The organism is Teredinibacter sp. KSP-S5-2 (genome assembly GCF_032773895.1).
In the GTDB taxonomy this organism is placed as follows: domain Bacteria; phylum Pseudomonadota; class Gammaproteobacteria; order Pseudomonadales; family Cellvibrionaceae.
Genome location: NZ_CP120416.1, coordinates 3726908 through 3753833 on the forward strand (window position 1 = coordinate 3726908; position 26926 = coordinate 3753833).

General features: G+C 44.4%; 23 protein-coding genes. 12 read left to right on the forward strand and 11 right to left on the reverse strand.

The features are described from left to right. Nucleotides 1–293: 293 nt before the first annotated feature. From P5V12_RS15890 to P5V12_RS15925, 8 genes are all read right to left on the reverse strand, one after another. Nucleotides 294–791 (reverse strand): hypothetical protein, encoded by a 498-nt coding sequence (locus P5V12_RS15890; protein ID WP_316954069.1) that lies wholly within the window; start codon nucleotides 789–791, stop codon nucleotides 294–296. 141 nt (nucleotides 792–932) lie between these two features. Further along, entirely contained in the window at nucleotides 933–1343 is a 411-nt protein-coding gene (locus tag P5V12_RS15895) for a hypothetical protein (protein WP_316954070.1), read from the reverse strand. 402 nt (nucleotides 1344–1745) lie between these two features. Next, nucleotides 1746–4325, reverse strand: a complete 2580-nt coding sequence (locus P5V12_RS15900; RefSeq protein WP_316954071.1) for a family 20 glycosylhydrolase — start codon at nucleotides 4323–4325, stop codon at nucleotides 1746–1748. A gap of 209 nt (nucleotides 4326–4534) precedes the next feature. Beyond that, nucleotides 4535–4846: a hypothetical protein gene (locus P5V12_RS15905; RefSeq protein WP_316954072.1), complete on the reverse strand. Its 312-nt coding sequence runs from the start codon at nucleotides 4844–4846 to the stop codon at nucleotides 4535–4537. A gap of 356 nt (nucleotides 4847–5202) precedes the next feature. Then, entirely contained in the window at nucleotides 5203–5511 is a 309-nt protein-coding gene (locus tag P5V12_RS15910) for an isoamylase early set domain-containing protein (RefSeq protein WP_316954073.1), read from the reverse strand. Nucleotides 5512–5797: 286 nt separating this feature from the next. Then, the gene (locus tag P5V12_RS15915; RefSeq protein WP_316954074.1) at nucleotides 5798–6466 is read right to left on the reverse strand and encodes a ChrR family anti-sigma-E factor; all 669 of its coding nucleotides are present in this window, start codon (nucleotides 6464–6466) and stop codon (nucleotides 5798–5800) included. Between the two features lie 5 nt (nucleotides 6467–6471). Next, a complete protein-coding gene (locus tag P5V12_RS15920; RefSeq protein WP_316954075.1) occupies nucleotides 6472–7050 on the reverse strand; it encodes a sigma-70 family RNA polymerase sigma factor in 579 nt (192 codons plus the stop codon). A 160-nt stretch (nucleotides 7051–7210) separates the two neighbouring features. Next, nucleotides 7211–7351: a hypothetical protein gene (locus P5V12_RS15925; RefSeq protein ID WP_316954076.1), complete on the reverse strand. Its 141-nt coding sequence runs from the start codon at nucleotides 7349–7351 to the stop codon at nucleotides 7211–7213. Here P5V12_RS15925 and P5V12_RS15930 point away from each other — a divergent pair. The 7 genes from P5V12_RS15930 to P5V12_RS15960 all read left to right on the forward strand — a co-directional run bounded on the left by P5V12_RS15930 (nucleotide 7346) and on the right by P5V12_RS15960 (nucleotide 14142). Then, on the forward strand, nucleotides 7346–7768 hold the full coding sequence (locus tag P5V12_RS15930; RefSeq protein WP_316954077.1) for a nuclear transport factor 2 family protein: 423 nt from the start codon (nucleotides 7346–7348) through the stop codon (nucleotides 7766–7768). The genes P5V12_RS15925 and P5V12_RS15930 overlap by 6 nt on opposite strands. A 2-nt stretch (nucleotides 7769–7770) precedes the next feature. After that, nucleotides 7771–8529, forward strand: a complete 759-nt coding sequence (locus tag P5V12_RS15935) for an SDR family NAD(P)-dependent oxidoreductase (protein WP_316954078.1) — start codon at nucleotides 7771–7773, stop codon at nucleotides 8527–8529. Further along, nucleotides 8530–9780: an NAD(P)/FAD-dependent oxidoreductase gene (locus P5V12_RS15940; RefSeq protein WP_316954079.1), complete on the forward strand. Its 1251-nt coding sequence runs from the start codon at nucleotides 8530–8532 to the stop codon at nucleotides 9778–9780. 2 nt (nucleotides 9781–9782) lie between these two features. Further along, nucleotides 9783–10532 (forward strand): DUF1365 domain-containing protein, encoded by a 750-nt coding sequence (locus P5V12_RS15945; protein WP_316954080.1) that lies wholly within the window; start codon nucleotides 9783–9785, stop codon nucleotides 10530–10532. 15 nt (nucleotides 10533–10547) lie between these two features. Beyond that, complete coding sequence (locus P5V12_RS15950; RefSeq protein WP_316954081.1) at nucleotides 10548–11804, forward strand: cyclopropane-fatty-acyl-phospholipid synthase family protein; 1257 nt, start codon at nucleotides 10548–10550, stop codon at nucleotides 11802–11804. A 315-nt stretch (nucleotides 11805–12119) separates the two neighbouring features. Continuing rightward, the gene (locus tag P5V12_RS15955) at nucleotides 12120–13661 is read left to right on the forward strand and encodes a PAS domain-containing protein (protein WP_316954082.1); all 1542 of its coding nucleotides are present in this window, start codon (nucleotides 12120–12122) and stop codon (nucleotides 13659–13661) included. Between the two features lie 19 nt (nucleotides 13662–13680). Further along, complete coding sequence (locus P5V12_RS15960) at nucleotides 13681–14142, forward strand: response regulator (RefSeq protein ID WP_316954083.1); 462 nt, start codon at nucleotides 13681–13683, stop codon at nucleotides 14140–14142. Here P5V12_RS15960 and P5V12_RS15965 read toward each other — a convergent pair. Continuing rightward, nucleotides 14116–15843: a GGDEF domain-containing response regulator gene (locus P5V12_RS15965; RefSeq protein WP_316954084.1), complete on the reverse strand. Its 1728-nt coding sequence runs from the start codon at nucleotides 15841–15843 to the stop codon at nucleotides 14116–14118. The two genes, P5V12_RS15960 and P5V12_RS15965, sit on opposite strands and share 27 nt — an antisense overlap. A 787-nt stretch (nucleotides 15844–16630) precedes the next feature. Here P5V12_RS15965 and P5V12_RS15970 point away from each other — a divergent pair. The 3 genes from P5V12_RS15970 to P5V12_RS15980 all read left to right on the forward strand — a co-directional run bounded on the left by P5V12_RS15970 (nucleotide 16631) and on the right by P5V12_RS15980 (nucleotide 20932). Next, on the forward strand, nucleotides 16631–17092 hold the full coding sequence (locus P5V12_RS15970) for a hypothetical protein (RefSeq protein ID WP_316954085.1): 462 nt from the start codon (nucleotides 16631–16633) through the stop codon (nucleotides 17090–17092). A gap of 372 nt (nucleotides 17093–17464) precedes the next feature. Beyond that, nucleotides 17465–19885 carry a glycosyl hydrolase family 18 protein gene (locus P5V12_RS15975; RefSeq protein WP_316954086.1) on the forward strand — a complete coding sequence of 807 codons (2421 nt, stop codon included), beginning with the start codon at nucleotides 17465–17467 and terminating at the stop codon, nucleotides 19883–19885. A gap of 162 nt (nucleotides 19886–20047) precedes the next feature. Beyond that, on the forward strand, nucleotides 20048–20932 hold the full coding sequence (locus P5V12_RS15980) for a hypothetical protein (protein ID WP_316954087.1): 885 nt from the start codon (nucleotides 20048–20050) through the stop codon (nucleotides 20930–20932). Here the strand turns inward: P5V12_RS15980 and P5V12_RS15985 are convergent. Together P5V12_RS15985 and P5V12_RS15990 are read right to left on the reverse strand one after the other, a co-directional pair. Then, entirely contained in the window at nucleotides 20925–22241 is a 1317-nt protein-coding gene (locus tag P5V12_RS15985) for a sensor histidine kinase (protein WP_316954088.1), read from the reverse strand. The genes P5V12_RS15980 and P5V12_RS15985 overlap by 8 nt on opposite strands. An 87-nt stretch (nucleotides 22242–22328) precedes the next feature. Further along, nucleotides 22329–23054 carry a response regulator transcription factor gene (locus P5V12_RS15990; RefSeq protein WP_316954089.1) on the reverse strand — a complete coding sequence of 242 codons (726 nt, stop codon included), beginning with the start codon at nucleotides 23052–23054 and terminating at the stop codon, nucleotides 22329–22331. Nucleotides 23055–23183: 129 nt separating this feature from the next. Here P5V12_RS15990 and P5V12_RS15995 point away from each other — a divergent pair, with 129 nt between their 5' ends. Together P5V12_RS15995 and P5V12_RS16000 are read left to right on the forward strand one after the other, a co-directional pair. Beyond that, the gene (locus tag P5V12_RS15995) at nucleotides 23184–23636 is read left to right on the forward strand and encodes a Spy/CpxP family protein refolding chaperone (RefSeq protein ID WP_316954090.1); all 453 of its coding nucleotides are present in this window, start codon (nucleotides 23184–23186) and stop codon (nucleotides 23634–23636) included. A gap of 733 nt (nucleotides 23637–24369) precedes the next feature. Next, entirely contained in the window at nucleotides 24370–26898 is a 2529-nt protein-coding gene (locus P5V12_RS16000; RefSeq protein WP_316954091.1) for a glycosyl hydrolase family 18 protein, read from the forward strand. The last annotated feature ends 28 nt before the right edge of the window (nucleotides 26899–26926 follow it).

Below are 26926 nucleotides of genomic sequence, written 5' to 3' on the forward strand. Positions count from 1 at the left end.
GTTGACTAAGAAAAGTAATGAACCAACCAAGCCAACTATTATAAATAACCCAGTCACAAATGCAGCCGGCTCTCCACCGTAGAAATATTGATGGACTGAATCAGGTATATGTTTCCAAAAGAATATCTCTATAAGTAGCACTACTACACTAAGTAAGCCAAGAGATAAACTCGTAATTTCAATTCTTTGCCACATACCTTGTGCCATTTAACGCCAAGCCAGGCGGAAAGTACGGTGTGGCGAAGCCACGAAGTATTTGTCCTTGCTTAGGCGCCTTGTTAGAGGTTTCATATCTATAGCCAAGAGAGCGCGTGCTCTTTTATAAAATTAGTATCATGCATTACCACTCTGATACGCTCAAGCTTTGCCAAAGCTTGGCCATTAAGCATACGAAAATTATCATAACTTAGTATTGCAGGCTGCCCATTCGATTGCGACAACTCTATTTTCCTATTGTGGTCGGGAACGAACATTACCCTTTTTTCATTATCTGGACGTGGAGTAACATCAATAAAAGCGCCTTCAGAATTAATCCAAACTGCATGAAATTGAGCTTCTATAAATTCTTTTGTTGAATCCTGAGAAATCATCCAACCATGTTGCATATCTCCACCTGCACATTTCATTTTCACCCAAGTGTTAAAAAAACAATTATGTATTTCCGGAGAGAACTCACTAGGACGAAAATATTTTAAAAGTACCACTTCATTCTCGTTTAAATCGAGATGCCGGATGATATTTTTCACCGATCCATTTACTTTCTTCGGAGATTTGGGATTAAATCTCATCATCTTAGCCTAATGACCTCTAACGCCGCCAACAGCGACAGCTTGCATGGAACACCTTTTGTTTAAAAATGAGCGAAGCGAAACACAAAAGGTGCGGAGTGTAAACTGTCCAGCCCACTCAGTGGGCGATGCTGCCTGGCCTTGTTAAGCATTTTCGTATTCTTGAGAAATTTCGTCTCTTTTACTCTCTACTGAGATATGCAAAATAACCGTATTTTGTAGATCGCACGACAAATGAAAAGCCGAGTGCTTTGAAAACCATAACACCTCAGAAAGGAGTTCTTCTGCATGCCAAGTAGTAGCTACAAACGATTCATCCGGTATTTCCTTACCCTCAAACTGTAAAATATTTGAAGAATCAACTGAATCATCCCAAGAGTTGCAGTTTATTCCCCAAGCCATCATGTACAGGCATCCCGACTCGCAAAGCCAATCACTGACTTTCGCCTGCCATTCAGGTGCTACCTCTTGATCGATTACTACCACACACTTAAATGGTTTAAACCTAGATATATCGGGGAGTGCTGAATTGTTTTGTATTTGCACGTATTCCATTGTGAGTACGCCTAACAGTTTATTCTGCGCACCAAGTGCGTATATCTCTTGGTGCGCATATTTCGTTTTTGAGTTTATCTTTTTTCTTTAAAATCAATAAATTAACTATATCACACAGTTAAAAAGCGCACACAATGCGCACAGCTTGCTAAATTTTGGCGCACAAAGCACCCTAAGTTACGACAATGTAATCACATAACCAACTAATTGTGATAGATGCACAAGGAGTATTGATTAGAAGCCAGCAAGTTTTTCGCTGCAGCGGTTTAAACCTTGCTACCAAGCTTCTCGCTGTATACCAGAGCTATATTAGACGAATACAACTTCCCTTGGAGCTTGTTTCAAATAGGAAGGCCCTCCGACAGCTAGCTATCGGAGGGAGAAAGGAGAGGAGTTGAAAAACTATTTTACTTCCAGCGCTCGGCCAGCACGTTTTCCATCCGCTGAACGGGCTCTTATTTTAATCACGGCGTTTTCATTCACAGCTTGATCACCAATCAGTGGTTTCCATTGTCCACCATCTTGTTGATACTCAATGAGTAAGCCTGGGTAGATTAAGTTTGCTCGTAATATTCCGTCGTCAATTACTGCACCAACGGTCGGCACACGATACGCGATACCATGTAAATCCAGTTTGGCTAATTCTCTGCGACCGAGCACTTCCGTAAACTCAGACCAATCCTGTTTCATATCTGCCTTGTTTTTGGCTGAGATATTATTTGTCTCGGAGTTATAGGTTTGTTTTTTATGGGAGTATGGTACTTCCCATTCCGGTTTGTGCCACATGCGTTCCGCCAGGGTAATGATGCGAGGAAATAGCATGTACTCAGCTTGTTCATTTGAGCGAACGGTCTCAGACCACAATTGCCCTTGCACACCTTTTACGCCTTTACCCGGCTCGATTGGAATCTCATCTTTGAGTTCGATAGGTTGTTGAACATTGCCTTTCCAAATTTCGGCATGTACAGGCAGGTTGCCCGGCATAAACTGGAATATTTTTTGGCTGTTTAACTCACGCGCCGCCCAGTCATATCCTCGCTCTTTGGGGTCTGCTTCGTAGGGCATATCCAGGTATGCGATATCAGGTAGCGAAAGTACCACGTCCCAACCGTGATTGATTTGATCATGGGTTTTGGATATTTGCCCCCATTGCAACATGTCCCACATATTTGACTGAACCCGCTTGGGCATTTTGTCAAAATGGGTATGGCTTAATCCATCACTCCAACCGGCAGGTAAAATACCTTTTTCGGCCAATGAGTTTGAAACCCGTTCAACAAAGTGATTACCCAGATTGGACGCTTTATCAATACCATGTTCTGCCATGTAGGCTTTACATGCAGGGGAATCAAGCCATGCTCCTGGCGTTTCATCGGCACCGATATGATAGATGTTCAGTGGGTGCTTGGCTTTTTCATGCATGACTTGCAGTTCGTGTAGAACTTTGTCCACAAAAGCGTAAGACGAATCCACACACACATTCATGGTATTGTCGGTATACCCCTGAATACTCATGTATTTGGTTTTATCGTCTGGGTCGACAAGTAAATATTGCAAGGCTTTTTTCTCGTCACCCTTGGCCATATATTTACGGTAACGTGCATCCATTGAACGAACCGCAGCACGGGAATGACCAGGCATATCAAAAGAAGGGATCACTTCGATATAACGCTTTTTCGCTTCTTTTAAAATGTCGATATAGTCTTGCGTGGAATAATATCCGTTCGCGTGTGAATCGCGATAAGGGCCACTGCCAAATTGAGGGAAAATACATTTATTTTCGTCTGGGTCATGACAGCGATATGCGCCCACTTCGGTCAGCTCAGGCAACCCAGGAATTTCAACTCGCCAACCTTCATCATCGGATAGATGCAGGTGTAGCTTATTCATTTTATACGCCGCCATTTGCTCTAGCATATCGAGAACAAACTGCTTATCCCGAAAGTTTCTCGATACATCAATATGCAAACCCCTAAATGGGTAGCGAGGCTGATCGGTTACCACAACTTTGGGAATAGAGGTTGAGCCCACATTCACCAACGCGGCGAAAGACTGAAGCCCGTAAAACGCACCACTCTCTTGGCTTGCTTCAATGATTATTTGATTATCCTGAACATCAAGGGAGTAACCTTCGTCGCCGTATTTTTCCGAATTTCTGACAATACGAAGATCAATGCCTTTGGTATTTTCGGATACACCAATTAGTTTTAAACGGTTTAATGCTTCAGCTACGTCTTTGCGTTTGAAGCCATCAAATTTCACTTTCACACCGCGAGCAAGATCAAGCTCACCGCCTTTTACTTCTGTTCGTTCTGGTTTCGGGATGATACGCGCCAGCTGATCAGTAACCGGCAGTACACTCACCTGATTAACTTGATACAACCGTTCCGCTGTAGCCCACTTGCTTTGATCTTCCGGTTTACTGCGAAATTGTTTTTCACTGGTAAATGACTGAACGTGTGGCTGAATTTCCAAGCCTGTTTCGGAATCGAAAACGGGAACAGTTGAAGCAATAATATAAGCCTGATTATTTTTATCGGTAAGATAATAATTCGGCATAGGCTTAAATTCATTCATATGCTCGCCACGCATTTGAATACGAAGAACCTGTGCTTTATTTGCCTCAAAGCCTGAAAAGGTTTCGGTTGGCGTGATCTTTTTTAAGTTTCCTGTCAACATTTCAACATTGAAATCCTGACTATTTACTTTTAGAACCTTACGCAATTGACTGTAGTATAGCGTCCAGTCTTTTTCCTTATAATCAAATGGAAGCGTTAATCGAATTTCTATATTAAAACATGGTGATTCAATTGGACATTGCTGCTCACCGATGAGGTTTTCAACAACGGTGTATTCAACGTTAAGTTGCTCTGCAACTTCTTTTACTGTTACCTCCTGCACCTCGGCCAGACTGGTATGCGCCCAACCCCATAAGCTAGCCGTCACACATAGCGACGATATAATAATTTTTATTTTATTCATTAAAGGCTCCGAAAAATCGACCCGAACAATATGATTACCTTTTCCAGGTATATTTTGTAATGGTTACTTATACTTTTCTCACGTACAAAAAGTGAGAGCAACAAAGCGTAAGAGAATAGTCTACAACTCAAAAGACAGATATTACCCGTTTTCGTAAACTGACAATGATTATTTAGTAACCCAAGTAAAAGAATAGTAAAGAACCCAGACTAATGGGTAATAGCGGAAGGATTGGTAAAGATTGTATTACTTTTTGTTATAGATTTTTGTATAACTGCGCCTAAAGGGCCAGCCAATTCTCGATGTTTTTCATGTAAATACAGGTATCCCTCTAGCGGAAAAATCGCATTTAACCTTCTTGGAGGCTCTTGCCAACCCAGCTGTGACATGGCAAACGACACCTCTTCCGGCAATGCAATTAACGCGTCGATACGTTCAGCTTTTAACATTTTTAAACTGGTCGTATGACGAAGCTCTCTGCCGGAAATATTATTTCTATCCAGATACTGCTGGATAGCCAAACTACTTTCAAAATAAGCGACAGTTATCTTTTTTTCCGACAGTTGCTTGGGTGAAGATAGATTAAAATCGGGGTTGTAGGTATAGAGATAGAGCCAGCCGATTCCTTGTATTCACGCCGAAGACCTTTTAGTTATTATGGTGCCCATATTGACGACGCATAGGTATTTATACTGGCTCGAAAGAGAATGGGCTTGGGGGTGAGAAACTGTCACTCATCGCTTTTTTCTACAAGCGACGCATCGATCAGATACCGCAAAAGCAAACATGCCCCCTTTAGGCACACCAGTGTCCAAAAGAAGGCAATAAGATCCCCCTTAAAGTAATCGTACGAACCAACTCGGCCCGTACGACCACGCTATAAAGAAATTACGCAGTTTTGTTCGCTACCAATATTGGATGGCACAAACCCATCCGCGTCTTCTTCATTGATCCAGTAGTTTTCATCAACCAAGTAACGGAACTGGTGATCTTTGTCCTTATCCAGCTCGAGCGTTGCAGTGAAGGCGCCACTTTTTAGACGGGTCATCTCTGTGGCAGAGGTATCCCAGTCATTAAACTCCCCCACGATGCATACTTTGTTCGCTTCGGATACTTGATCCTTGGGAACGGTGAACTTTACTTTGCACACAGGGCGACTCTTGAGGAATTGTTTCTTAATCGACATGCTAACCTCCACTCCAAATGATTATTCAGGGTAAGCGAATTATTTGATAATTACTTTATAGTCCAAAGACCGTAAAATCTCTAACGCAATTCTAGCAAACATGACGCAGTGCAACACGCAATATTCACGTACCAATCCAAGGCACGCTTTTCCATAATGAGATAAAAGCCCGAACGGCAAAAAAGCCGTCAGTTCGATCAAAAAATAACAAGAGATAAAAGTAAGAGTGGTGTCTTGCGGCCAAGAATTACACGGGCCTCAGCAGAGGCCCTGTGCAAAACCGAGATCAGGCGGGGGCGTAGCTTTTTCTTAGAATGGGGTTCAGCAGTCGACTAAAGAAGCCCGTAAACTGAACCGGCCCCTCGGTAACCACCAGACAAAGACAAACCTTATCTTTGGTCGCTACCGGCGTATGCTTATGCCGGGCATCGCGGCTAATAAAATCGCCCTCACGGTAAATGCCTTCTTCATCGGAAAAGCTACCCTGCAGAATCACCGTCATTTCTTCACCGATATGTGTATGTGTTGCGGCTGAACCACCGGGCTTTATGCGCAGCAACTCCACTTTTGCACCGTTTACATCCCGGCATAACTCCACGGAATGAATACTAGGCGATATACGTTTCCAAGCCAGCGTTGAATAGTCTTCTGAGACAAACTGCTTCAAACATCGAGGAACACCCTCAACATTCTGCTTTTTGCTTACGGTCACAGTGGATTGAGGTAGATCGTCTAACTGAGCAAAGACTTTCTCCTTCAGGCTTTCACTTCCCTGACGGGGGCTAAGTCGATCCATTAGCTGTCCTCCCAGCCTTTCAAGTGCGGCCAGGTTGGCTCGGCATTCCGGGCAGTGTTCCACATGTGCAGACACGCACATCGCCTGACTAAGCGTTAGTGTTCCCGCGGCAAAGCTGGCGAGCGTGTCAGAATCGGGATGATGTTGCATTTTCTTCATACTCACTACCTCCGCACCATCACTTCAAGTTTCTTAAGTGCAAGTCGAACTCTCGACTTCACCGTACCAAGCGGCAAGTCCAGGTCTTGCGATGCCTCGGTATGGCTTTTGCCCTCGACATACACTTTTCTTAAGACTTCAGCCTGTTCCGGGGGTAATTGGGACAAGCTTTCCTGGACTGTAGTCTCCAGCCGCTGCTGTTGGGCCAGCATAAATGGGTCTGGCCCCTCATCTTCAATGGTCTCAAAAATTTCTGTTGGATCTATTTCCGTGGAAAAACGGCCATTTCGACGCAAGTAGTCGATACGACAGTTCCTTGCCAGGGTATAAATCCAGGTATTAACGTTGGATATTTCCGGTCTGTAAGTATGTGCCTTAGTCCAGATCTTGAGCATGACGTCCTGAGCCAGCTCATCGGCAAGCAGGTCAGCTCCGGGTTCCCTGGCAAGGCTATAAGCACGTAATAAAGGCACATAGTGTTCAAAAAGCTGGGCAAAAGCCTGCTTGTCCCGGTCTCGGGCAACACTTAACAGACACGCCTTCAAGGTCTCTATCTGTTTCTTTTTACTTTCAACTGAGGTCATATTGAAAACCAAGGGGTATAAGTCCAATCTTGATAAATGAATATACTCGATTACGCTCGGAATGCGATGACAGATCACTTTAAGGAACAGATCTCTCGGTTATCCCGCCGGCAATGTGATTCGCCCCTTAAAGGCAAGCAATCTCTGGTTTCAAGATCATTCATTCCCAGTGCTCTGCCCGCCCCATACCCACAACACTAATCGGGGCAAGTTTTATCGCAGATAAATCCAAGTAGAGAGATATACCGTAATTAGCACATCGACTTGGTAGACCTTTGACGGACAGTAACACGCTATGCACTCACCTCTCGTTGAACAATTTAAAGCCTATTTTCAGGATCTGAGGAAATCCGACCTCAGTCAACTGGAAGACCTGTACGAGCGGCATATCATTTTTAAAGACCCAATACATAAAATTGAGGGACTGGTGCCTCTCCAGGATTATATGCATAACCTATGTACAAACTTGACGGAATGTCGTTTTGAATACCTGGATATTCTCGAAGGCCAGGATTGTGCCTATATCAAATGGATTATGCACTTCCGTCACCCCAAGCTGGGGAACCGACTTATTAGCTTGCGCGGCATGTCTCATATCCAGTTTCAGGAAAAAATCGTTTTCCACGAAGATGTGTACGATATGGGCGCGATGATTTACGAACAGCTCCCCTTGCTCGGTAGAATTATTCGTTGGCTTCGCCAACGTCTGGCGAATTAATCATGGAAACTATCTGGATTACAGGCGCAAGCTCCGGTCTGGGCAAAGCATTGAGCATTGCCCTGGCTGAACAAGGCTATAGTGTTATTGCCAGCGCGAGAAACGCATCCACCTTGTTTGAATTATCGAATAACCACTCCGGCATATACCCACTGCCAGTGGACGTAACAAAGGATGACGAAATGCACGCAATCACAGCAGAGATTAAAAAGCTGTCGCCAGCTCTTGATCGCGTCATTCTTAACGCAGGCACCTGCGAGTACATGGATTTTCCATCCCCCAACTGGCGTTCAATACGCAAAGTTATGGAAACCAATTTTTTCGGTGCGGTGAACACTGTCGAAGCTGCCTTGCCTTTACTCAAAAATCGGCCTAACCGAGGGCATATCATTGGTATAGGTTCTCTGGTAACAGCCGCTGACTTTCCCAAAAGCGAAGCCTATGGAGCCTCGAAAGCAGCGCTGCACTATTTCTTACGTAGTTTACGGCTCGATCTATATCAGGAAGGCATCGATGTGACCGAAGTGTATCCAGGGTTTATTGATACGCCGCTGACACAAAGAAATAATTTCTCCATGCCATTTTTAATGGACGCAAATACCGCAGCTAAACGCATTATTCAACATACGTTTAGCCGACCAGACACATACATATTTCCCAAAAGATTAGCTCTATTGCTAAAACTCACTCACCTGTTTCCAAATATGTGGCGAAAACAAGTCATCGGTGATTCAACTCGTAATAAAGAGGAAAGACCATAAATGAAAATAGCAATTGTCGGTGCAGGTATCTCCGGGCTCACCGCTGCATATTATTTAAACCAAAAACACGACATAACATTATTTGAAGCGGCAGAACAAATAGGCGGGCATACGGCAACAAAAAAAATACGTTACCAGGGGGAAACACACAACATCGACACCGGGTTTATTGTGTTTAATGATTGGACTTACCCCAACTTTATACAGTTGCTAAACGAGATCGGGGTGCAATCACAACCGACAAGTATGGGCTTTAGCGTAAAAAGTGCCCTCACCGGTATTGAGTACAGTGGCAGCGGTTTTAAAGGTATATTCAGTCAAAAACGCAACCTGTTTCGCCCAGGCTTTTTACGTATGCTGAAAGACATTGCACGTTTTAATAAAGAAGCAACTTCGGAGCTGGAGAGCGGCACATTAAAAGAAGGTCTCACTCTGGGAGAGTATTTGACTCAAAATCGCTACAGTGATTTATTCATTAGTCACTATTTAATCCCCATGGGCTGTGCAATCTGGTCGGCATCCGAGAAAACCATGCTGGAATTTCCGTTACTGTTTTTCGTTCGATTTTTCCGCAATCACGGATTACTTAGCATTAAAAACCGTCCGCAATGGCGAGTATTGAAGGGCGGGTCACACGCATACTTAGGGCCACTTACACAAGCTTTCCAAGACAAGATACAGGTCAACGCACAAATTTCTGGAATACAACGCGTTGAAGGCGGAGTGCTAATACATAGAAAAAATGCGTTAACCGAAAAGTTTGATCAAGTCATACTTGCCTGCCATAGCGACCAGGCTCTGGCATTACTCGATAATCCAACGAAAAAAGAAAAAGAAATACTCGGCGCAATGCTCTATCAGGATAACGAGGTGGTACTGCACACAGATACTCGCTTATTGCCACAGAGAAAAAGCGCCTGGTCCAGCTGGAATTACTGGCTGACGGTAAAAGATCAAAAGCAAGCAGTACTCACCTACAACATGAATATTCTGCAGCAGTTAAATTCTAAACACACATTTTGCGTTACCTTAAACGCAACTGACGAAATCAACCCGGATACAATATTAGGCCAATACAATTACGCCCACCCTGTATTTACACAGGAATCCGTTGCAGCAGCTAACCAATGGGAAACGATTAATGGCATGAATAATACTTGGTTTTGCGGTGCTTACTGGGGCAACGGTTTTCATGAGGATGGAGTTGTCAGCGCCCTTCGGGTAGTCAATCAAATTCAGCCAGGAAATTGAAAATGCACAGTGCAATTTATAACGGATGGCTCAGACATAGGCGTTACCACCCCAGGAAACATGAATTTCAATACGACGTGTTTATGATGTATATCGATCTGCAAGAACTGGATCAAGTACTGTCGCTGTCCCCGTTTTGGTCTGCTAAAAAATGGCGACCAGCCCGTTTTTGCAGAACGGATTTTTTTGGCGATCCGAATTTAAATATAGATACCGCGATCAGACAAAAAATTGAAGACACCACCGGCTGCTATCCCGATGGACGAATATGCATGCTGGCCAATTTTCGATACTTTGGTATCAATATGAACCCGATTACCAGCTATTATGTTTTTGATAGTAACGACAAACTCCAGCACATTGTTGCAGAAGTGCACAACACCCCCTGGAATGAAAAACAATGTTATGTTCTTAACTGTAATCCAGAAGATAAAAAGCAGCGTATTCAATTTGACAAACAAATGCATGTATCGCCATTTAACCCGATGGACATGACATATTTCTGGCAGAGCAATACCCCGGGGAAATGGTTGAACATTCATATTGAAACCCAAAGAAATCGGATGACAGAAATGGATGCGACTCTCTGTTTAGCTCGGGAGGAAATCTCTCCCACATCATTAAACAGAACCTTAACCAAGTATCCGTTGATGACCAGTAAAGTGATTGCGGCCATATACTGGCAGGCAATGAAGCTTTACTTTAAAAAGGTGCCAATATATCCACACCCATTGCGCAGTAAAAACACATAGTAAAGAGTTTTTCCAATGACAGTGATTTCAACATTAAATAAAAAGCTGGAACAAGATCGCCCTGGCAGCAAAATGACAGGGCTATTTAAAGAAAAACTTTTCCAGCATCTAAGCAAGCTTCGTTACGGCAAACTAACCATCGAGGAAAAGGGTAACGTATATACTTTTGGCAACCCCCATCACGAAGGTGAGCTCTGTGCACATATTTATGTCAATCACGACACCGCGTACAGGGATTTTCTACTCGGCGGCTCAGTAGGAGGCGCAGAGGCCTATATCACAGGCCATTGGTCAACCCCAAATCTTCTCGATGTGGTTCGCTTGATGAGCCGAAACATAGACGTACTAAACCAACTTGATGGCTCGCGGTCGATTAAACAAAAGGTAACCGATACGCTCTACCGCCTTTACACTCGAAACTCAACTGTTCGAGCGAAAGAAAATATTACTGCCCACTATGACTTAAGCAATGAGTTCTTCAGTTTGTTTCTCGATCCAAGCATGATGTACTCGTCTGCCATATTTACGGAAAACAAGCAGCCCTTAGAAGAAGCTGCGGTGCACAAACTGGACGTAATCTGTCAAAAATTACAACTCTCAGATGAAGATCACTTAGTTGAGATAGGTACAGGCTGGGGTGGCATGGCCATTCACGCGGCAAAAAACTACGGTTGCAAAGTAACGACCACAACGATTTCTGACAAGCAGTACCGTTATGCTAAGCAACGGGTAACGGAGGAAGGGCTGGAAAAACAAATCCAGGTTGTTAAGCAGGATTACCGGCAACTCACCGGAAAGTATGACAAGCTTGTTTCTATTGAAATGATTGAGGCTGTGGGCCACGAATACTACAAAGCGTATTTCTCTGTATGCAATCGTCTGTTACGAGATAATGGGTTAGCGCTTATTCAAGCCATTACCGTTCCAGACAACCGCTACCAGCAGGCAAAGAATAACGTGGATTTCATTAAACGCTATATATTTCCCGGTGGTTGCCTGCCCAGCCATTCGGCCTTGGCGGAAAGCATTCAGCAATATACCGATATGTCTTTGATTCACATGGAAGAAATCGGCCTGGATTACGCCAAAACACTTGGCATCTGGCGTCAGAAATTTATCAACCACATTACAGAGGTAAAAGCGTTAGGTTTTGATGACACATTTATACGCATGTGGGATTACTACTTAAATTACTGTCAAGGTGGCTTTCTCGAACGCGTGATAGGCACCGGGCAGTTTTTGTATGCCAAACCAAAATGGCACTCGAATTAATAGTTCGTCCGAAAAATTATCAATATCCAGTAAGAGAATATTGAGCAACAGGAAATAAGGCGGCGACTCCGCCTTATTTTATTTTTATAAAAACTGTTTTCATCACACATCTAAAACCGCGCAAGCAAATTTACAAAAACAATTACTCGCACTCAAAAATAGTACCTTAGTACCAGAGCCGTATCGCAACCCAAATACTCTCGACGATTAATTATTTTTCACGCCACTTTTTTCTGATTTATTCCCCACTTAATCAGCGGCGAGCATCGCCATTGCTATACTATGCTACACGCGTGGATGTTGCTGGAGTACAACATGGACACATCAGACGATAACTACCTGAAGAATGAAATTCTGGATTCAAAATCCAAACTGCCTATTTTAAAAATCCTACAGAACGGGATGAACGGCGGTTTTACCTATCAGGATCTGAAATCGCCCGAGCAAATGTGGATCAGTGAGCAATTTTGGCAATCACTGGGCTACAGCGATAAAACCAAACAGCCCAGTACTGCAGAACGCAACAACGTAATCTACGCAGAAGATCTATCCAATTACCAAAAAAATTGTAACCTCAACCAGCTACCTTGCCTTGAGGATCCCTATATCGTTCGGTGTAAACACTTTGATGGCAGTACATGTTGGCTGGAGTGTAATGACTTTCTTGTTTCCGACGACGACAATCAACCTCACCGACTGCTCACAATTTATAACAATATTACTAAACTAAAACAGCTCAAAGCCGAACACGACAATGTGGCTGAGCGATTTGAGCTTGTAGCGCAAGGAGCCAGTGTTGGTATATGGGACTGGTATGACTCCAGTTCCGATGATGCTTATTGGACACCCAAGTTTTATGAACTCCTTGGTTACGAAAATAATGAGCTACATGCCAGTCTCTCCGGTTTTTTATCGTTACTCCACCCGGAAGACCATGAAGAGGTAATGAAAGCCGTTAATGAGCATATAAAAACCGGTATTCCTTATGACATAAAATACCGACTAAAAACAAAATCAGGGAAATACAAATGGTTTCGCGCATCCGCAGCATCTTCGCTTGACGCCGTTGGTTCACCACGACGCATGGTCGGCACCATTCAGGATATTAATGATTTAAAACTGAATCAGGATAAACTGGAAAAAGCCATCACCCAGTTAAAAAGCTCGAACAATGACCTTGAACAATTTGCCTATGTCGCCTCCCATGACCTTCAGGAACCGATTCGGGTTATTTCAAGTTATGTGCAATTAATAAACCGACGCTACCGCAATACCTTTGATAGTGATGGTGAAGAGTTTCTTGCCTTTATCGTCGATGCCTGTAAACGCATGCAAACCCTCATTAATGACTTGTTGGATTTTTCCCGGTTGGGACGTGGTACGCCTGAGAAGAAACAGGTTAACCTGAATGAAATTGTCACCAACATTCAATCATTTCTGGCAAATAAAATTGAAGAAACCCATGCGGTAATTAAAGTTGACGCCTTGCCAACTGTGATAGCCAGTCCAAGCCAAATGGAGAGACTATTTCAGAATTTGATAGGAAACAGCCTGAAGTATGTCAAAGAAGGCGTTCCACCAGAAGTGCGCATAGGCGTTGAAGAAACAGCTCAAAGCTGGCAAATATTTATTAATGACAATGGTATCGGTATCGATCCCAAGTACTTCGACAAAATATTTGTGATTTTCCAACGATTACATGCCATAGACGAATACAGCGGCACAGGTGTGGGGCTGGCCGTCTGTAAGCGGATTGTGGATTCTCATGGAGGAGAGATCTGGGTGGACTCCGCACCGGGAGAAGGCACAACATTCACATTTACACTTCCCAAAAAAAACCAACCTTCCATTGTCTAATAACAAATAGGGATCAACAGTGAATTTAGTTAATAAGTCGTGTATTGATATTCTATTGGTCGAAGATAATCCGGCCGATGCCAGGTTAACCATTGAAGCGTTAAAGGATGGCAAACTTTCCAACTACAAGCAACTGCATCATGTTACCGATGGCGAACAGGCCCTGCAGTATTTATTCAATGAAGAACCCTTCACCGATGCCATTCGCCCAGATTTAATACTGCTCGACATTAACATGCCCAAATTAAATGGGATTGAAGTGCTTAAAAAAATACGTTCGACTCCGAATTTAAGCGGTATCCCCGTGGTCATGCTTACCACATCGCGCTCGGAAGAAGATGTAATCAAATCGTATAATCTACACGCGAACTGCTACGTATCCAAACCAGTTGATTTTTCCAGCTTCATTGAAGTCGTCAGCAGTATTGAAGATTTCTGGTTTTCGGTGGTTCGTTTACCCCACAGCATGGTTAATAGTTAGGGTGTCTTTCAGACCATCGAGAGAGACTGGGTGGGAAAAATAAAAACCTTGTAGAAAATCGGCCCCCATTAACGTCAGGGCACGAGCAACATCTTTTGTTTCAACCCCTTCCACAACCACACTTTTACCCAAAGCATGAGCCAGGCGGATCATGCCTTTGGTTATCAACTGGTGAGATTTACTGGAAGACAGATCCTCAACAAACGTTCGATCAATTTTCAATATTTCCGCAGGAATATCCATTAGGTACTTCATACTGCTATAGCCGGTGCCAAAGTCATCGATTGCAATAAGAACCCCCATATCAACCAACTCATTCAACGCCGACATCATTTGGTCTATGTCGTTCAGCAAAACATTTTCTGTAATTTCCAGCACTAACCAGGAAGAATCAAAACCCGCATCTTCAAGGCAATCCGCCACACAACGAATAAACGTTGGGTCTTTTAATTGCAAGGGGGAAACATTAATGGTTAATTGCGGAATCCGTTTCAGGTTGCCAAATTGTGCTTTAAATTGCGTGCATGCCTCTTTCAACACCCATTCACCAACGGTACGAATCATCTGATTCTTTTCCAGATACGGTATAAATTCTGTTGGTGGCACGATATTGCCTTCGTTATCGGTCCAACGGAGTAATGTTTCCACTGCGGAAATTACGCCCGTTTGTGTATTAATAATGGGTTGAAACTCAAGATGAAACTGGGTTTTCTTTAATGCTGAACGCAACTGTATAAGCATTTTCGAACTGCGCAACGATTCTTTGGCAAAGTGCTCATCGTATAAACAATAACAGTCACCACCATCGTATTTAGCTCGATACATGGCTTCATCAGCACTTTGAATAAAACGATCAATGCCGATGTGATTATTTCGCCCTTGATATATCGCACAACCAACACTGCAACTTACGGCAAGCTCTATTCCACCACGGGTATAGAAAGTTTCTCTCATAGCAGCGAGAACTTTATCGGCCAGCGGTATCGAAAATTCAAAATCAAATTCTGAAGCATCGGCAACAATGGCAAATTCATCTCCACCCAGACGAGCACAGAAGTCTGACTGACGAATACAGGACTTAATCCTGTTGGCCGCTTCAATTAAAAACGTATCGCCTTCCAGATGCCCAAAGGTGTCGTTTATTTGTTTAAAACCGTCGAAATCCAGATATAACAAGGTGATATTACTATGCAGTCGACTGGCTCTGGAAAGTGCATTTTTTAAATACCCCATAAAATGGGCACGATTTGGCAAACCAGTTAAACCATCCGTTAATGCCTGATCGCGAATTTTAGTATCAATTCTTTGACGTTCACAGGCGTAAAAAATTGATTTAACCAGCATATCGCCGCCACAGTTATCTTTGACCAGATAATCCTGTGCGCCAAGTTGCAAAGCCTGGATACCCAATTCTTCATGTCGGGTGCCGGTAAGAACAATAAGCGCCACTTCAGGAAAACGATTGTGTAAGGTTTCAACGCTGCTTAAGCCTAGCGAGTCAGGTAAAGATAAATCAAGAAGAACAACATCCATTCTCTCCTTTTCAAGTAAGGTATAGGCATCGGCTAACTTGGTACAGTGCCACAGAAGTATCCTGGAAGTAGAAAAATCCTTAATTGATTCTTTTACCAATCTTGCATAAGCCAAATTATCTTCAACATGCAACACTCGAATCGAGCTACTATTACTGTAGGTTTCCATCTCTATACCTTAGCCATACGCAAAGATAAACTAAGTTTAGACACTCCCCTCCAGACGTCTACAAACGCAAGCAATTACCTCAAAAAAAATGTCGCTATTTACCTCGTAAAATCTTTTAAAGTGTTTTTTCCGCGAAAAACACGGAATTTAATTTAGAAAACACACAAAAATGTATTAAATAATTCGGCTACCACATTAAAAATCAAACACAAATTTGACCACACCTATAGTTTCAATCAACCAAAACACACAAGTATGAAACAAAATAAACCAACAAAAATTCTTTTTATAATAACCAGACTTAACCAGAAACATAGCCTTCACGCCACCATCATTCATGTAGAAACAAAAAAACAAACGACGAGAAGGTTTCATGCGCCAACCATATCCACTTAATCATTGGCAAGCAGAACAAGCCATTATAGATATGTGATTTTCTATAGCCAAAAACTCGTGGTGTCGCGAAAAAAAACCAACTATGATTTTATGAATTATTGGGGTCTGCTCACACACTGATTTATGAATAACCGAATCGTCTGCTTTTCTGATCACGAGAATGAAGCGCCAGGCATAGAATATAAGAACGTACAATAACGACACAGAGTGAAAAAACTTCCAACTCAAATGGGTATGGCATAAAACACGCTGACTGTAACTTGTCGTTTATTTGATTCTCCAGGCAACACGTCCCCGAGTCAGAACGAGAGTAGTATTTTTTACTGCCGTAATTGATTAGTCAGATTGTGCGGATCTAAAACATAACCCGGTATGTCACGGAAGGTTATTAATGTCGAGATATCAATACCTAGAACACACGTTGCGATTTCTTTCTCCAACAACACGAAAAGGCCAGAGGAATATTGTATTTATACTCGCAGGGTTCAGCTTATTATTGTTATCACTTACTTCTGCTTGGCGAGCAACAAGGGACTTGATCTTCCACACAGGCAATCCTGGCCACACCATCCCCTACAACCAATATGAAGCGGAAGTGCTCTGCCAGAATCAGATGAGAGAAAATATTGGTGATACACTTTTGCGCTCACATGTTGACAATCATTCTTCACGGCTCGATAACGTATCCGGTATTTACCGTATCTATTTAAAAGCAGACGTGGGAACCTTACGCGACTATAAAGAGGTGATGGTTTATTGCCAGGTAAACCAGTACAACAAACAACTCAGTTATTTCAAAACGGTTGACCCATCAAAAAAACCCTTTTCTTATGCTGATATTCAGTTCTTTTAACTTGACCACCAACGATATCAGAGCGGATAACAATCACAGATATTTTGCTGTAATTCGAGGTTATTGAATCTCTGTCACGTGAGCTGAAAAGCCCCCTTGTTTTTGCCTGGGTTCTAGGCTAGATTAGCTCGCACACCTGCTTTGCGAGCAAAGAATAAAACCTAATAAAAAATGCTCAGTAATTGCAGATGAAAAACAACAATAACAATTAAATTTCACAAAAAGAGTTCGGCATTTTTAGTACTTATTCCTGAATAGGCAGAATCTTTAAACATATTTGTGCACAGCACGCTTCTTTCCTAAACAGCGCATAGCACTGAAAAGCCACACAAAACCAATAACGTTAATAATAAAACTTACCTGGTGGCAACAATGAAAAAACTGAAGCAATTGATGCTTGCCTCTGCTATTCCTGCAGCATTAGCAAGTACGCAAGCCTTGGCAGCTCCTGGTGCGCCCAACGTGGACTGGATGGACACCAATTACGCCATTGTCGAAATCAATGAAACCGCATCCGCTTACCAAGATTTAGCAACCGTCAAACCCTACGCTGAAGTTCCTGTCGGCTGGGCCAAATGGGCCGGCGACGATGGCACCTACGTTCAATATAAGCTGAACGGTAATGTTGTGTTACAAAACAATGTAACCGGCGTAGCGAACCAAGGCGAAAAAGTTGTACTGCAAATCGATCAGGGCGGCCAATACGACGTTACTGTTGCTTTGTGTAATGCTGACGGCTGTACTGAATCCCCAGCAAAATCCATTGTTGTTGCCGACACAGATGGCAGCCATCTCGACCCACTTCCAGACAACTCGGCAGCGACCAATACACCGTATGCAAACACAACAGGTAAAGTGGTAGGTACTTACTACGTGGAATGGGGTGTGTATGGTAGAAACTTTACCGTTGATAAAGTACCTGCGTATAACCTGACCCACATTCTTTATGGCTTTGCCCCTATTTGTGGCGGCGACGGCATCAATGATTCGGTCAAAGAAATTGAAGGCTCTTTTGAAGCTTTACAACGTGCTTGTGCTGGCCGTGCAGATTTTAAAATTGCCATGCACGATCCTTGGGCAGCCATTCAAAAGCCGCTTCCAGGTCAATCTCAGTTTTCTACTTATAAAGGAAACTTCGGCCAATTAATGGCAGTAAAAAACCAATACCCACACATCAAAATTCTTCCTTCTGTAGGTGGCTGGACGCTTTCTGATCCCTTCTATTTCTTCGATGATCCAACCAAGCGTAAAACCTTCGTAGATTCCTGTGAAGAATACCTGCGCACCTGGAAATTCTTCGACGGTATAGATATCGATTGGGAATACCCGGGCGGTAACGGCGCGAACGTAAACCTTGGTGATAAAACCAAAGATGGCGAAACTTACAAGCTATTGATGCAAGAACTTCGTGCAATGCTTGATAAGCTGGAAGCAGAAACTGGCCGGACTTATGAGTTAACGTCTGCGATTGGTCTGGACCCAGCGAAAATTGCTGTCATCGATTACGCAACAACCCAACAATATATGGATCACATCTTCTTGATGTCCTACGACTTCCACGGTGGCTGGAGCAACGAAGATTTGGGTCATCAAACAAATCTATACGTTCCATCCTGGGAACCCACTGAGAAGTTCTCTACCAATATCGGTGTGAACACACTACTCGCTCAAGGCGTTCAACCAGGCAAAATCGTTGTCGGTGCGGCGATGTACGGCCGAGGCTGGACAGGTGTTAACGGGTATGTCGACAACAACCCATTCACAGGCACAGCAACAGGCAAAGTAAAAGGCACCTGGGAAGACGGTGTGGTTGATTACAAACAGATCGTGACCAATATGACCAGCGGTGCCTGGCAAGTGGGCTACGATGAAGTGGCGGAAGCACCTTACTCCTGGAATCCAACTTCAGGTGATTTGGTCACTTACGACAACCCTCGTTCAGTACACGCTAAAGGCGCTTACGTAAACGCGAAAGATTTGGGCGGCCTGTTCTCTTGGGAAATCGATGCGGATAACGGCGATATACTTAACGCTATGCATGTTGGTCTTGGCCACACAGCCAGCGGCAGCTCCACCAGCTCATCATCGTCAAGCAGCTCGTCGTCGTCTTCCAGCTCTAGCAGCAGTAGCTCAAGCTCTAGCAGCAGCTCATCTTCTAGCTCAAGCGGTGGATCATCATCCAGCTCGTCTTCAAGCTCGAGCTCATCCAGCAGCAGTTCTTCCAGCTCAAGTAGCTCAAGCTCTTCCAGCAGTAGCTCCAGTGGTGGTGTAAGCTGCCCAGCATATGCAACGTCCGGCTCCTACGCCGTGGGCGACATGGTAACCAGTGCTGGCGCAGTCTACAGCTGTAAAGTAAGCGGTTGGTGTTCCAGCGGCAACTCAGCTTACGAGCCAGGTATCGGCTGGGCGTGGAGTTACGCTTGGGATCTTGAACCACCTAATACTGTATGTACTGGTGGAAGCTCTTCCAGCTCTAGCTCATCTTCAAGTTCTAGCAGCTCCAGCTCTTCCAGCAGCAGTTCAAGCTCATCATCAAGCTCCAGCAGCAGCTCGTCTTCCAGTAGCTCATCATCATCATCATCCGGTGGTACTGGTGACTGTGCCGCTCAAGGCATTGACCCAACTGCGATCAACGCCTACCCCAACTGGACACAAACAGACTGGGCAGGTAATCCAAGCTACGCCACTGGTGGAGACATGATGTCTAACGAAGGTGCGGTATATCGTGCAAACTGGTGGACCCAAGCGGTTCCAGGTAACGATGGCTCCTGGACCTTTGTATGTAACATTTAATCTTGTTGTACTTCTAGAAAAGCGGCCACAGGCCGCTTTTTTTATTCTGTTTTCTTTTGTTCCCCGCTGCAACGCAGCAAGAAATAAATTCTTGATGCCACACGCACAACGGCTATTCTTTAATAGTGTTGCGATACCATTCTGCGATTTCTGAGCCTTTGGATGCGTAAAATTTATTGCCTAGCCAGTGCTTTATTCTGCCTTTTGGTTACGTTTGAAGCCTCCTCCGCCACCGTGTTTATTTCCGATAAGGTGAATGAAGATCTCGGGCTGTTTCTCGGTGGGGAAAGTATTGAGTCCATCGACAACTTTGATCGCCCCGCTGCACGCAGAGAAGTTGTCGAAGTTGTTTTACTGCATCTGGCCCTTAAGGCAGGCGGCTATCCATACAAAATCACCATTGTAGCCAAGAACCTGCCCTATCTAAGAGGAATCGCTCAGGTCAGCGAAGGCAAGTTTTCCGTGCTGGGCAGTAGCGTCTGGAAATACAGCAGCGAATCCTATGACAATATTTGGATAAGCTCCCCAATTATTAAGGCTTATGAATATCACGCTGGCCTGTACACCTCTCCCAGAAACCAGAAAGCCCTCAAAGCCCAAAATCGTGAAGACATCAGTCAGTTAACGGCCGTCTCCAATAAAACTTGGCAAGTAGATTGGGTCACACTTAAATCCTTACCCCTCAAACATATCTTTCACACCACAGATTGGGACAGAGGCGTATTACTCGTCGATCAGTTACGGGCTGACTTTATGCTGTATTCTTTTCGCGCGGCGCCTTATATGGAAGAACTTGCCATGAAGCATACGCTTAATGAAAGCAATGGGGCGCGATTAATTACACTGGTCCCCATCCCAGGGTTAAAAGTCAGGCTTGATGGAACACGGCACTGGGTGGTCAGCAAGAAAGACAAATTTGGTCCAGAAGTGTATAGCGCATTGGAAAAAGGCATAAAAATTCTGGACGACTCTGGCGTTCGTCTAAAAGCATTTAGAGAATCACACTTTTTATCGAAAGACACAGAAAGCTGGCAACTACTTAATTAGCATTTAGGCTAGATCTCGGTAGCTCAATGGTGACCACTAAACCACCCTCTTGAGCATTGGCAAATTGTAGCTTGCCACCATGCTTTTCTACGGCTCGACCTGCGATACTTAATCCCAACCCAAATCCATCAACAGACTCACTGGCCTGCGCACGATAAAAAGGTTGTGCTAGCTGGGTTAAATCTTTTTCATCCACACCTGGGCCGTAATCCCGAACACGAATAACCACCGAGGTGTCAGAACTGCTTAATGCAATATCAATAGCTTTATCGGAAGGGGTATGCTTACAACAATTACCGACAATATTTTCCAGCGCCGTGGCTAAAAGTTCGGGGTAGCCATGTAGTTTTAGGCTACCATCTTGCTCCGTTATACTTAAATTAATTTTCCTACCGGGACAGGTAAACCCTATATTTTCAACTTGCTCGACTAACAAATCCGCAGGGGAAAACTCTTCCGCAGAATACGTCCTCTGATTCAGGCGGGAGAAATCCAGGATTTTCTGAATAAGTGCATTTATTTTTTCACACTCAGTATGAACACGATTCAAGTGAGCACTTTCTCCAAACTGCTTTTCCATCAACCCGGCACAAGTTTGCAACCTGGCCAGTGGGGCTCGTAGTTCGTGGGAAACATCATGTAATAGTTGTTGTTGTGATTGGGAATGTTTTTCAACCTGGGCAATCATAAATTGCAAATCTTTTGCGAGCTCACCAATCTCATCCCCTCGCTTTAACACCGAACGCTCAAACTCAACCTCACCCCCTTCTTCAGCATACTTTCGACTCGCCTGTCCAAGACGGGTTAACGGCCTGGATATACTGAAACTGAAAATGACGCTCAACAAAACGGAGACAGCAAGAATCAAAAAAAACTGCAAAAAAGTTATGCGTTTTAGACCATCAACAATAATTCGCGGAGGGGGAGGCCTGCGTGTTTGCACAATATATTCATGTCCATTCGCCCCTTCCAACGGAAACGAAATGAGCCCGCCCTCATTCAACATTTCCGGGTTAATTTCGTATATGATTTCATCACCCGACAGGATTCGAATACCGTTACCTTCCAGGAAACGTCTCCCCCGTTCAAAACGAGGACGAAAACCAGGCTGCGTGAGATTTTCCCCTCCGGTAATGCCGAAGTTCTCATACTCCTGAATTTTCCGGTAAGCAAAGTGCGTTAACACACGTTGATGAGGTGGCGACAGCCGATTATTTTCAAGGCCAGTAATTACAATACTGGCAGTGATCAAAAATATTGAAAACTGCGCAAGAAAAAAAGCAAAAAAGAATTTCCAGAACAAACGCATACTAGAGCCTGATAACTCGAGTTAAATAATTCATAGCACCTCTCATCACTTGGTACTACTGACACATTCTCGCTTCAACATAGATAACTATGCCTCCGACTCGGCTTCTTTAATCATCTGATAACCCACACCACGAATGGCTTTAATAATACCCGGGTCAACTCCTTGCGCACCAAGCTTCTGCCTGACCCGGCTCACATGCACATCGATACTTCGATCATAGGCAGAGAGCTTACGATGTAATACCTGCTCCGTTAACCATTCCTTTGAAAGCGTTGTACCACAGGAAGCCATCAACAAAGACAACAAGCTGAACTCCGCCCCCGTTAGCTCAAGCGGCTCGGCATTCACCGTAGCAGATAACGAAGCGGTATTAATTTGAACCCCGTGTAAAGACAACACTTCTGCTGTTTTTTCCGGCTCACTATTAGCCTGCTTCGTTCTGCGTAACACCGCCCGAATTCTGGCGACTAATTCTCGCGGGTTGCAGGGCTTGGCCAGGTAATCATCCGCCCCCATTTCCAAACCAACGATACGATCCACATCATCACCGCGACCGGTCAGCATAATAATGGCTGTATCACATTGCGCTTTTCTCACCTGCTGCAACACATCAAGCCCAGTTAACCCTGGCATCATGATATCCAACACCACCACATCAATAGAGGGGTCCGCCAGTATCATCGATACACCTTCAACCCCATCATGGGCCAAGGATATCTGGTAACCCTCAGATTCGAGATACTCTCTCAATAAGGAGCATAATTCGCGATCGTCATCGACCAGCAGTATTTGGTGGGGTGTTATCGTCATAGGTCTACTTTACTCCCAGCCCATTCCCAGTGAATAGAACTTTACTCTTCTTTACAGTCTATTAACCCAACTTATCGAAGACAAGGCGCATACTGACCCTGTACTCAAGAACATCACAGGAGATGAAATATGAAAACGACAGGCAAAACCATGTTAGCAGTCCTTGCGTTATCGGTAGCCAGTGCCAGTTTTGCTTTTGGCCCAGGACCACATAAAGGTTGCGGTGGAGGTGGTGGCCCACGCGGAGAAATGGGCTTTGTGATGATGGAAGAGGCGTTAAATTTAACTGCCGAACAAACCGAAGCCATCAGACAAATCAAGACGCGCATGTTTGAAGAGCGACAAGATTTTCGCGGCCAACAAAGACAAGTCCGAATTATGGACCTTGATCCGACTTCCCCCACATACAATGATGAGGTGAATCAACTGGCGGAACAAAAAGCCGAGAGAATGAAAGAGAGAATGCAACGTCAAGCACAGTATCATGCTGAGATGTACGCAATCCTCACGCCTGAGCAACAAGCGACTCTAAAAGAGTTACGCCAAAAAGCGCAAACCAGAGCCAAACAACGAAACTGGTAATGCACTCACTCCGAAGCCATCTCGCGCCAAGATGGCTTCTTTTATTTGCATAACCTCGGTTGTCGAAAATCGATTTTTTACAACTCGACCACACCTGCAGTTGATTTTGGCGACACAAATCACACACCCCAAAAAGCTACGCATACTATTTCGCATTTTTTATCCGTCATAAAAACCGACAAACAACGGATTAAACACTCAATCCAGCCCACAAAAATTCACACTCACCGACAAAAACCGCCCATACATTTATGCTTTATTAAAAATAGAGTTCACATAACGAATTAAACTCCTTTTTTATTCTTCGCAGAGAAACAAAGCATAAAACCGTGTTATTCCACCGAACCAAAAGCCTAATTTCTCCACGGCTATTACACAAAAAAAGAATACTAAAAACGCAATTACATGCCACTATTTCGTTTTCAAATAAACGGCATAAAACTGTATTTCTTTTTCTAATTAAAAAAGAAAAAAATGGAATAAATTTATTAATTTGTTCAAAAAAAACAGACGGGTTAGCGCCTATACTTGTTGAGCCAGGAAAAACTGGTAGATATGATAATTTTACTGTTTGTCTCAGCAGTAAAAATGAAAATAATAAATTCAAACTGGGATAATCAACACACAACAGCGTTATCCGTTTTTTATTCCTGCTATGGATTGATTGAGACAGCATTAGGCTCTGTCGATGCTTTGAGCCTTTTAATAAACATAATAATGATAGGAAAATACCATGAAAAAACCTCTTGCAGCACTTTCGCTACTTGGGCTTTTTTCTGTAGAAGCATATGCGGTTGATTGTAATACAACCCCTGCCTATGTCGAAGGCAGCAGCTACTCTACAGGCTCCCAGGTTTTAGTTGGTTCCACAGGTTATCAATGTACCGTTGGCGGTTGGTGTAGTGTAGGTGGCCCCTACGCACCAGGTACAGGCTGGGCATGGCAGTATGCCTGGCAGGATTTAGGCCAGTGTACAACATCAAGTTCCAGCTCTTCATCAAGCTCCAGCAGTTCAAGCTCGTCGAGCAGTTCTTCTTCCAGCTCCTCATCCAGTTCGAGCAGCTCATCAAGCTCTTCGTCTAGTTCCAGTAGCTCATCATCTTCAAGCACAAGCAGCACCTCATCGAGCAGTTCAAGCAGCAGCTCCAGTAGCGGCGGCACTTGCCCAAGTTATGTCTCCGGTTCAGCCTATACAAACGGTGATGTCGTCACCAATGCCGGCGGCTACTATGAATGTACGGTTGCTGGCTGGTGTTCTGCTGGTAGCGCAGCATACGAACCCGGTGTGGGCTGGGCATACAACTACGCCTGGGCGGACACCACAGCGGCAGCATGTAGCGCTGGTTCGAGCTCTTCCAGCTCCGGCGGTGGCGGTCCAGTAATACCTGATGTTCCCTTCTGCGCACCAGACTGGGTAACCGGTAAGCTGTACACCAAAGGTTCTATCGCAGCTTATAACGGCGCAGTATACGAAGCCTTGGTCGATACGCATTCCATCGAACCAGGAAATACCACTTATCCAGGACAATGGTCTGACCCAGTGGGCTATCCAGATCAGGATCTCTGCCCTGTACCGATCCCCAATACGATCGACTACGGCACGCCGACTCCTGTCGATGGCAATACTAACGCAGGTGTCATCAACCCAACCGGGTCTATTGCAGCGGCGAGCATATCAAACACACCTTCGACACTTACCGGAACAAAAGGCGGCATTGACCCCGCAACGGAAAACGGCGGTGACCACGGTGGCCTAGATGTGGACAACGGTGCAAAAGGTTCTAAATTGGTTCCTGGTAGCCTGCCGCTACAACACAACACCTACAATGTGACCGCAGGAACGGAAATTGTTACCTACATTGGTGACTGGGCAATTTACGGTCGTCAATACGACTTCACCAAACTTGCCGCATCCAACCTGAATCGTATTGTTTACGGCTTCGCAGGTATTTGTTACCCAGACGCACAAAATACTCAGGACGGCGGTTTCCCAACCACAGCCCCTGCAGCCGTGTTGCGCAACTGTAATCAAAGTAACCTGCCTGATGGTGCCATGGCGGTTGCAGACTTCGAAGCCGCTTTCGTTCGCGATGTCGGTGTCGCACCACAAGGTGTTGTCGGTACTGAAAGCCAATACGAACTTGAACCAGATAAAGTCGGTGGTGTGTTTGGCGTACTTTACCAACTGCGCCAACAAAACCCTCAGCTTAAATTGGATCTTTCTGTTGGTGGCTGGACACTATCCGAAGGCTTCTACTGGATGGCAAAAGACCCGGTAAAACGTAAAGTGTTTGTCGACTCAATCGTTCACTTCCTTGAGCGTTTTGACTTTGACGGTATCGACGTTGACTGGGAATACCCTGGCACCGATGGTGCGGTAGCCGGCGTGGCAACACCAGAAGATAACGCCAACTACATTGCATTAATTAGAGAAATGCGTGCAGGTATGGATTGGTTGTCTCGTAAAACAGGCAAGAGTTACCGTCTATCTTCGGCCATTCCTGCTGGCTTAGGTCGTTTGGAAAAAATCGATTGGGCGCAAGTTCATCCTTATATGGATCGACTCTACCTCATGACCTACGACATGACTGGCGCCTGGGAAAGAGAAATCTCTCACCATACACCACTCTACATCAACCCTAATGCCGTAGGCTCTTCTGCTGGTACCTCAGCAAACTGGACGGTCAACCATATGAAAAGTTTGGGCGTACCCGCAAACAAACTGATGATTGGTGCAGCCAACTACCACCGCTCCAAAGCCACCATGCCAGGAGATATTACCGAGTTCACTAACGGACTTACCGGGTCATCCACATATGGAACCGCGACCTGGACGGGTGCAGACCTGATTCTTGGTATCGCGGGTGTAGGCTCATGGGAAGCAGGCGTAATTGAAGGCTACGACCTCTATCAGAATTTCCTCGATAGAGACATCAAAGCCCGTAACGGTTACACCCTATACACGGACAAAGTGGCAAATGCTGACTACTTAGTGAATGACGCTATTGGCTCGTATATTTCTGTTGAAACACCACGTACCGTGGCCTTGAAAACACAATATGCAAAAGACAATGGCTTGGGTGGTATCTTCTTCTGGATGGCAGAACAAGATAATGGTTACAACCTGAATACTGTGAACCATGTGCTAGGCAATCCACTGGTCACCAACTCTTCAGATGGTAACCCTGCGAATCAAATTCCTGTTTGTGGTGCCAACCTCACTGCTGCGGAATGTGAAGCACTTATTTTGCCACTTCGCTAGAAGCGACAAAACTTCAGCCAAAGGCGAG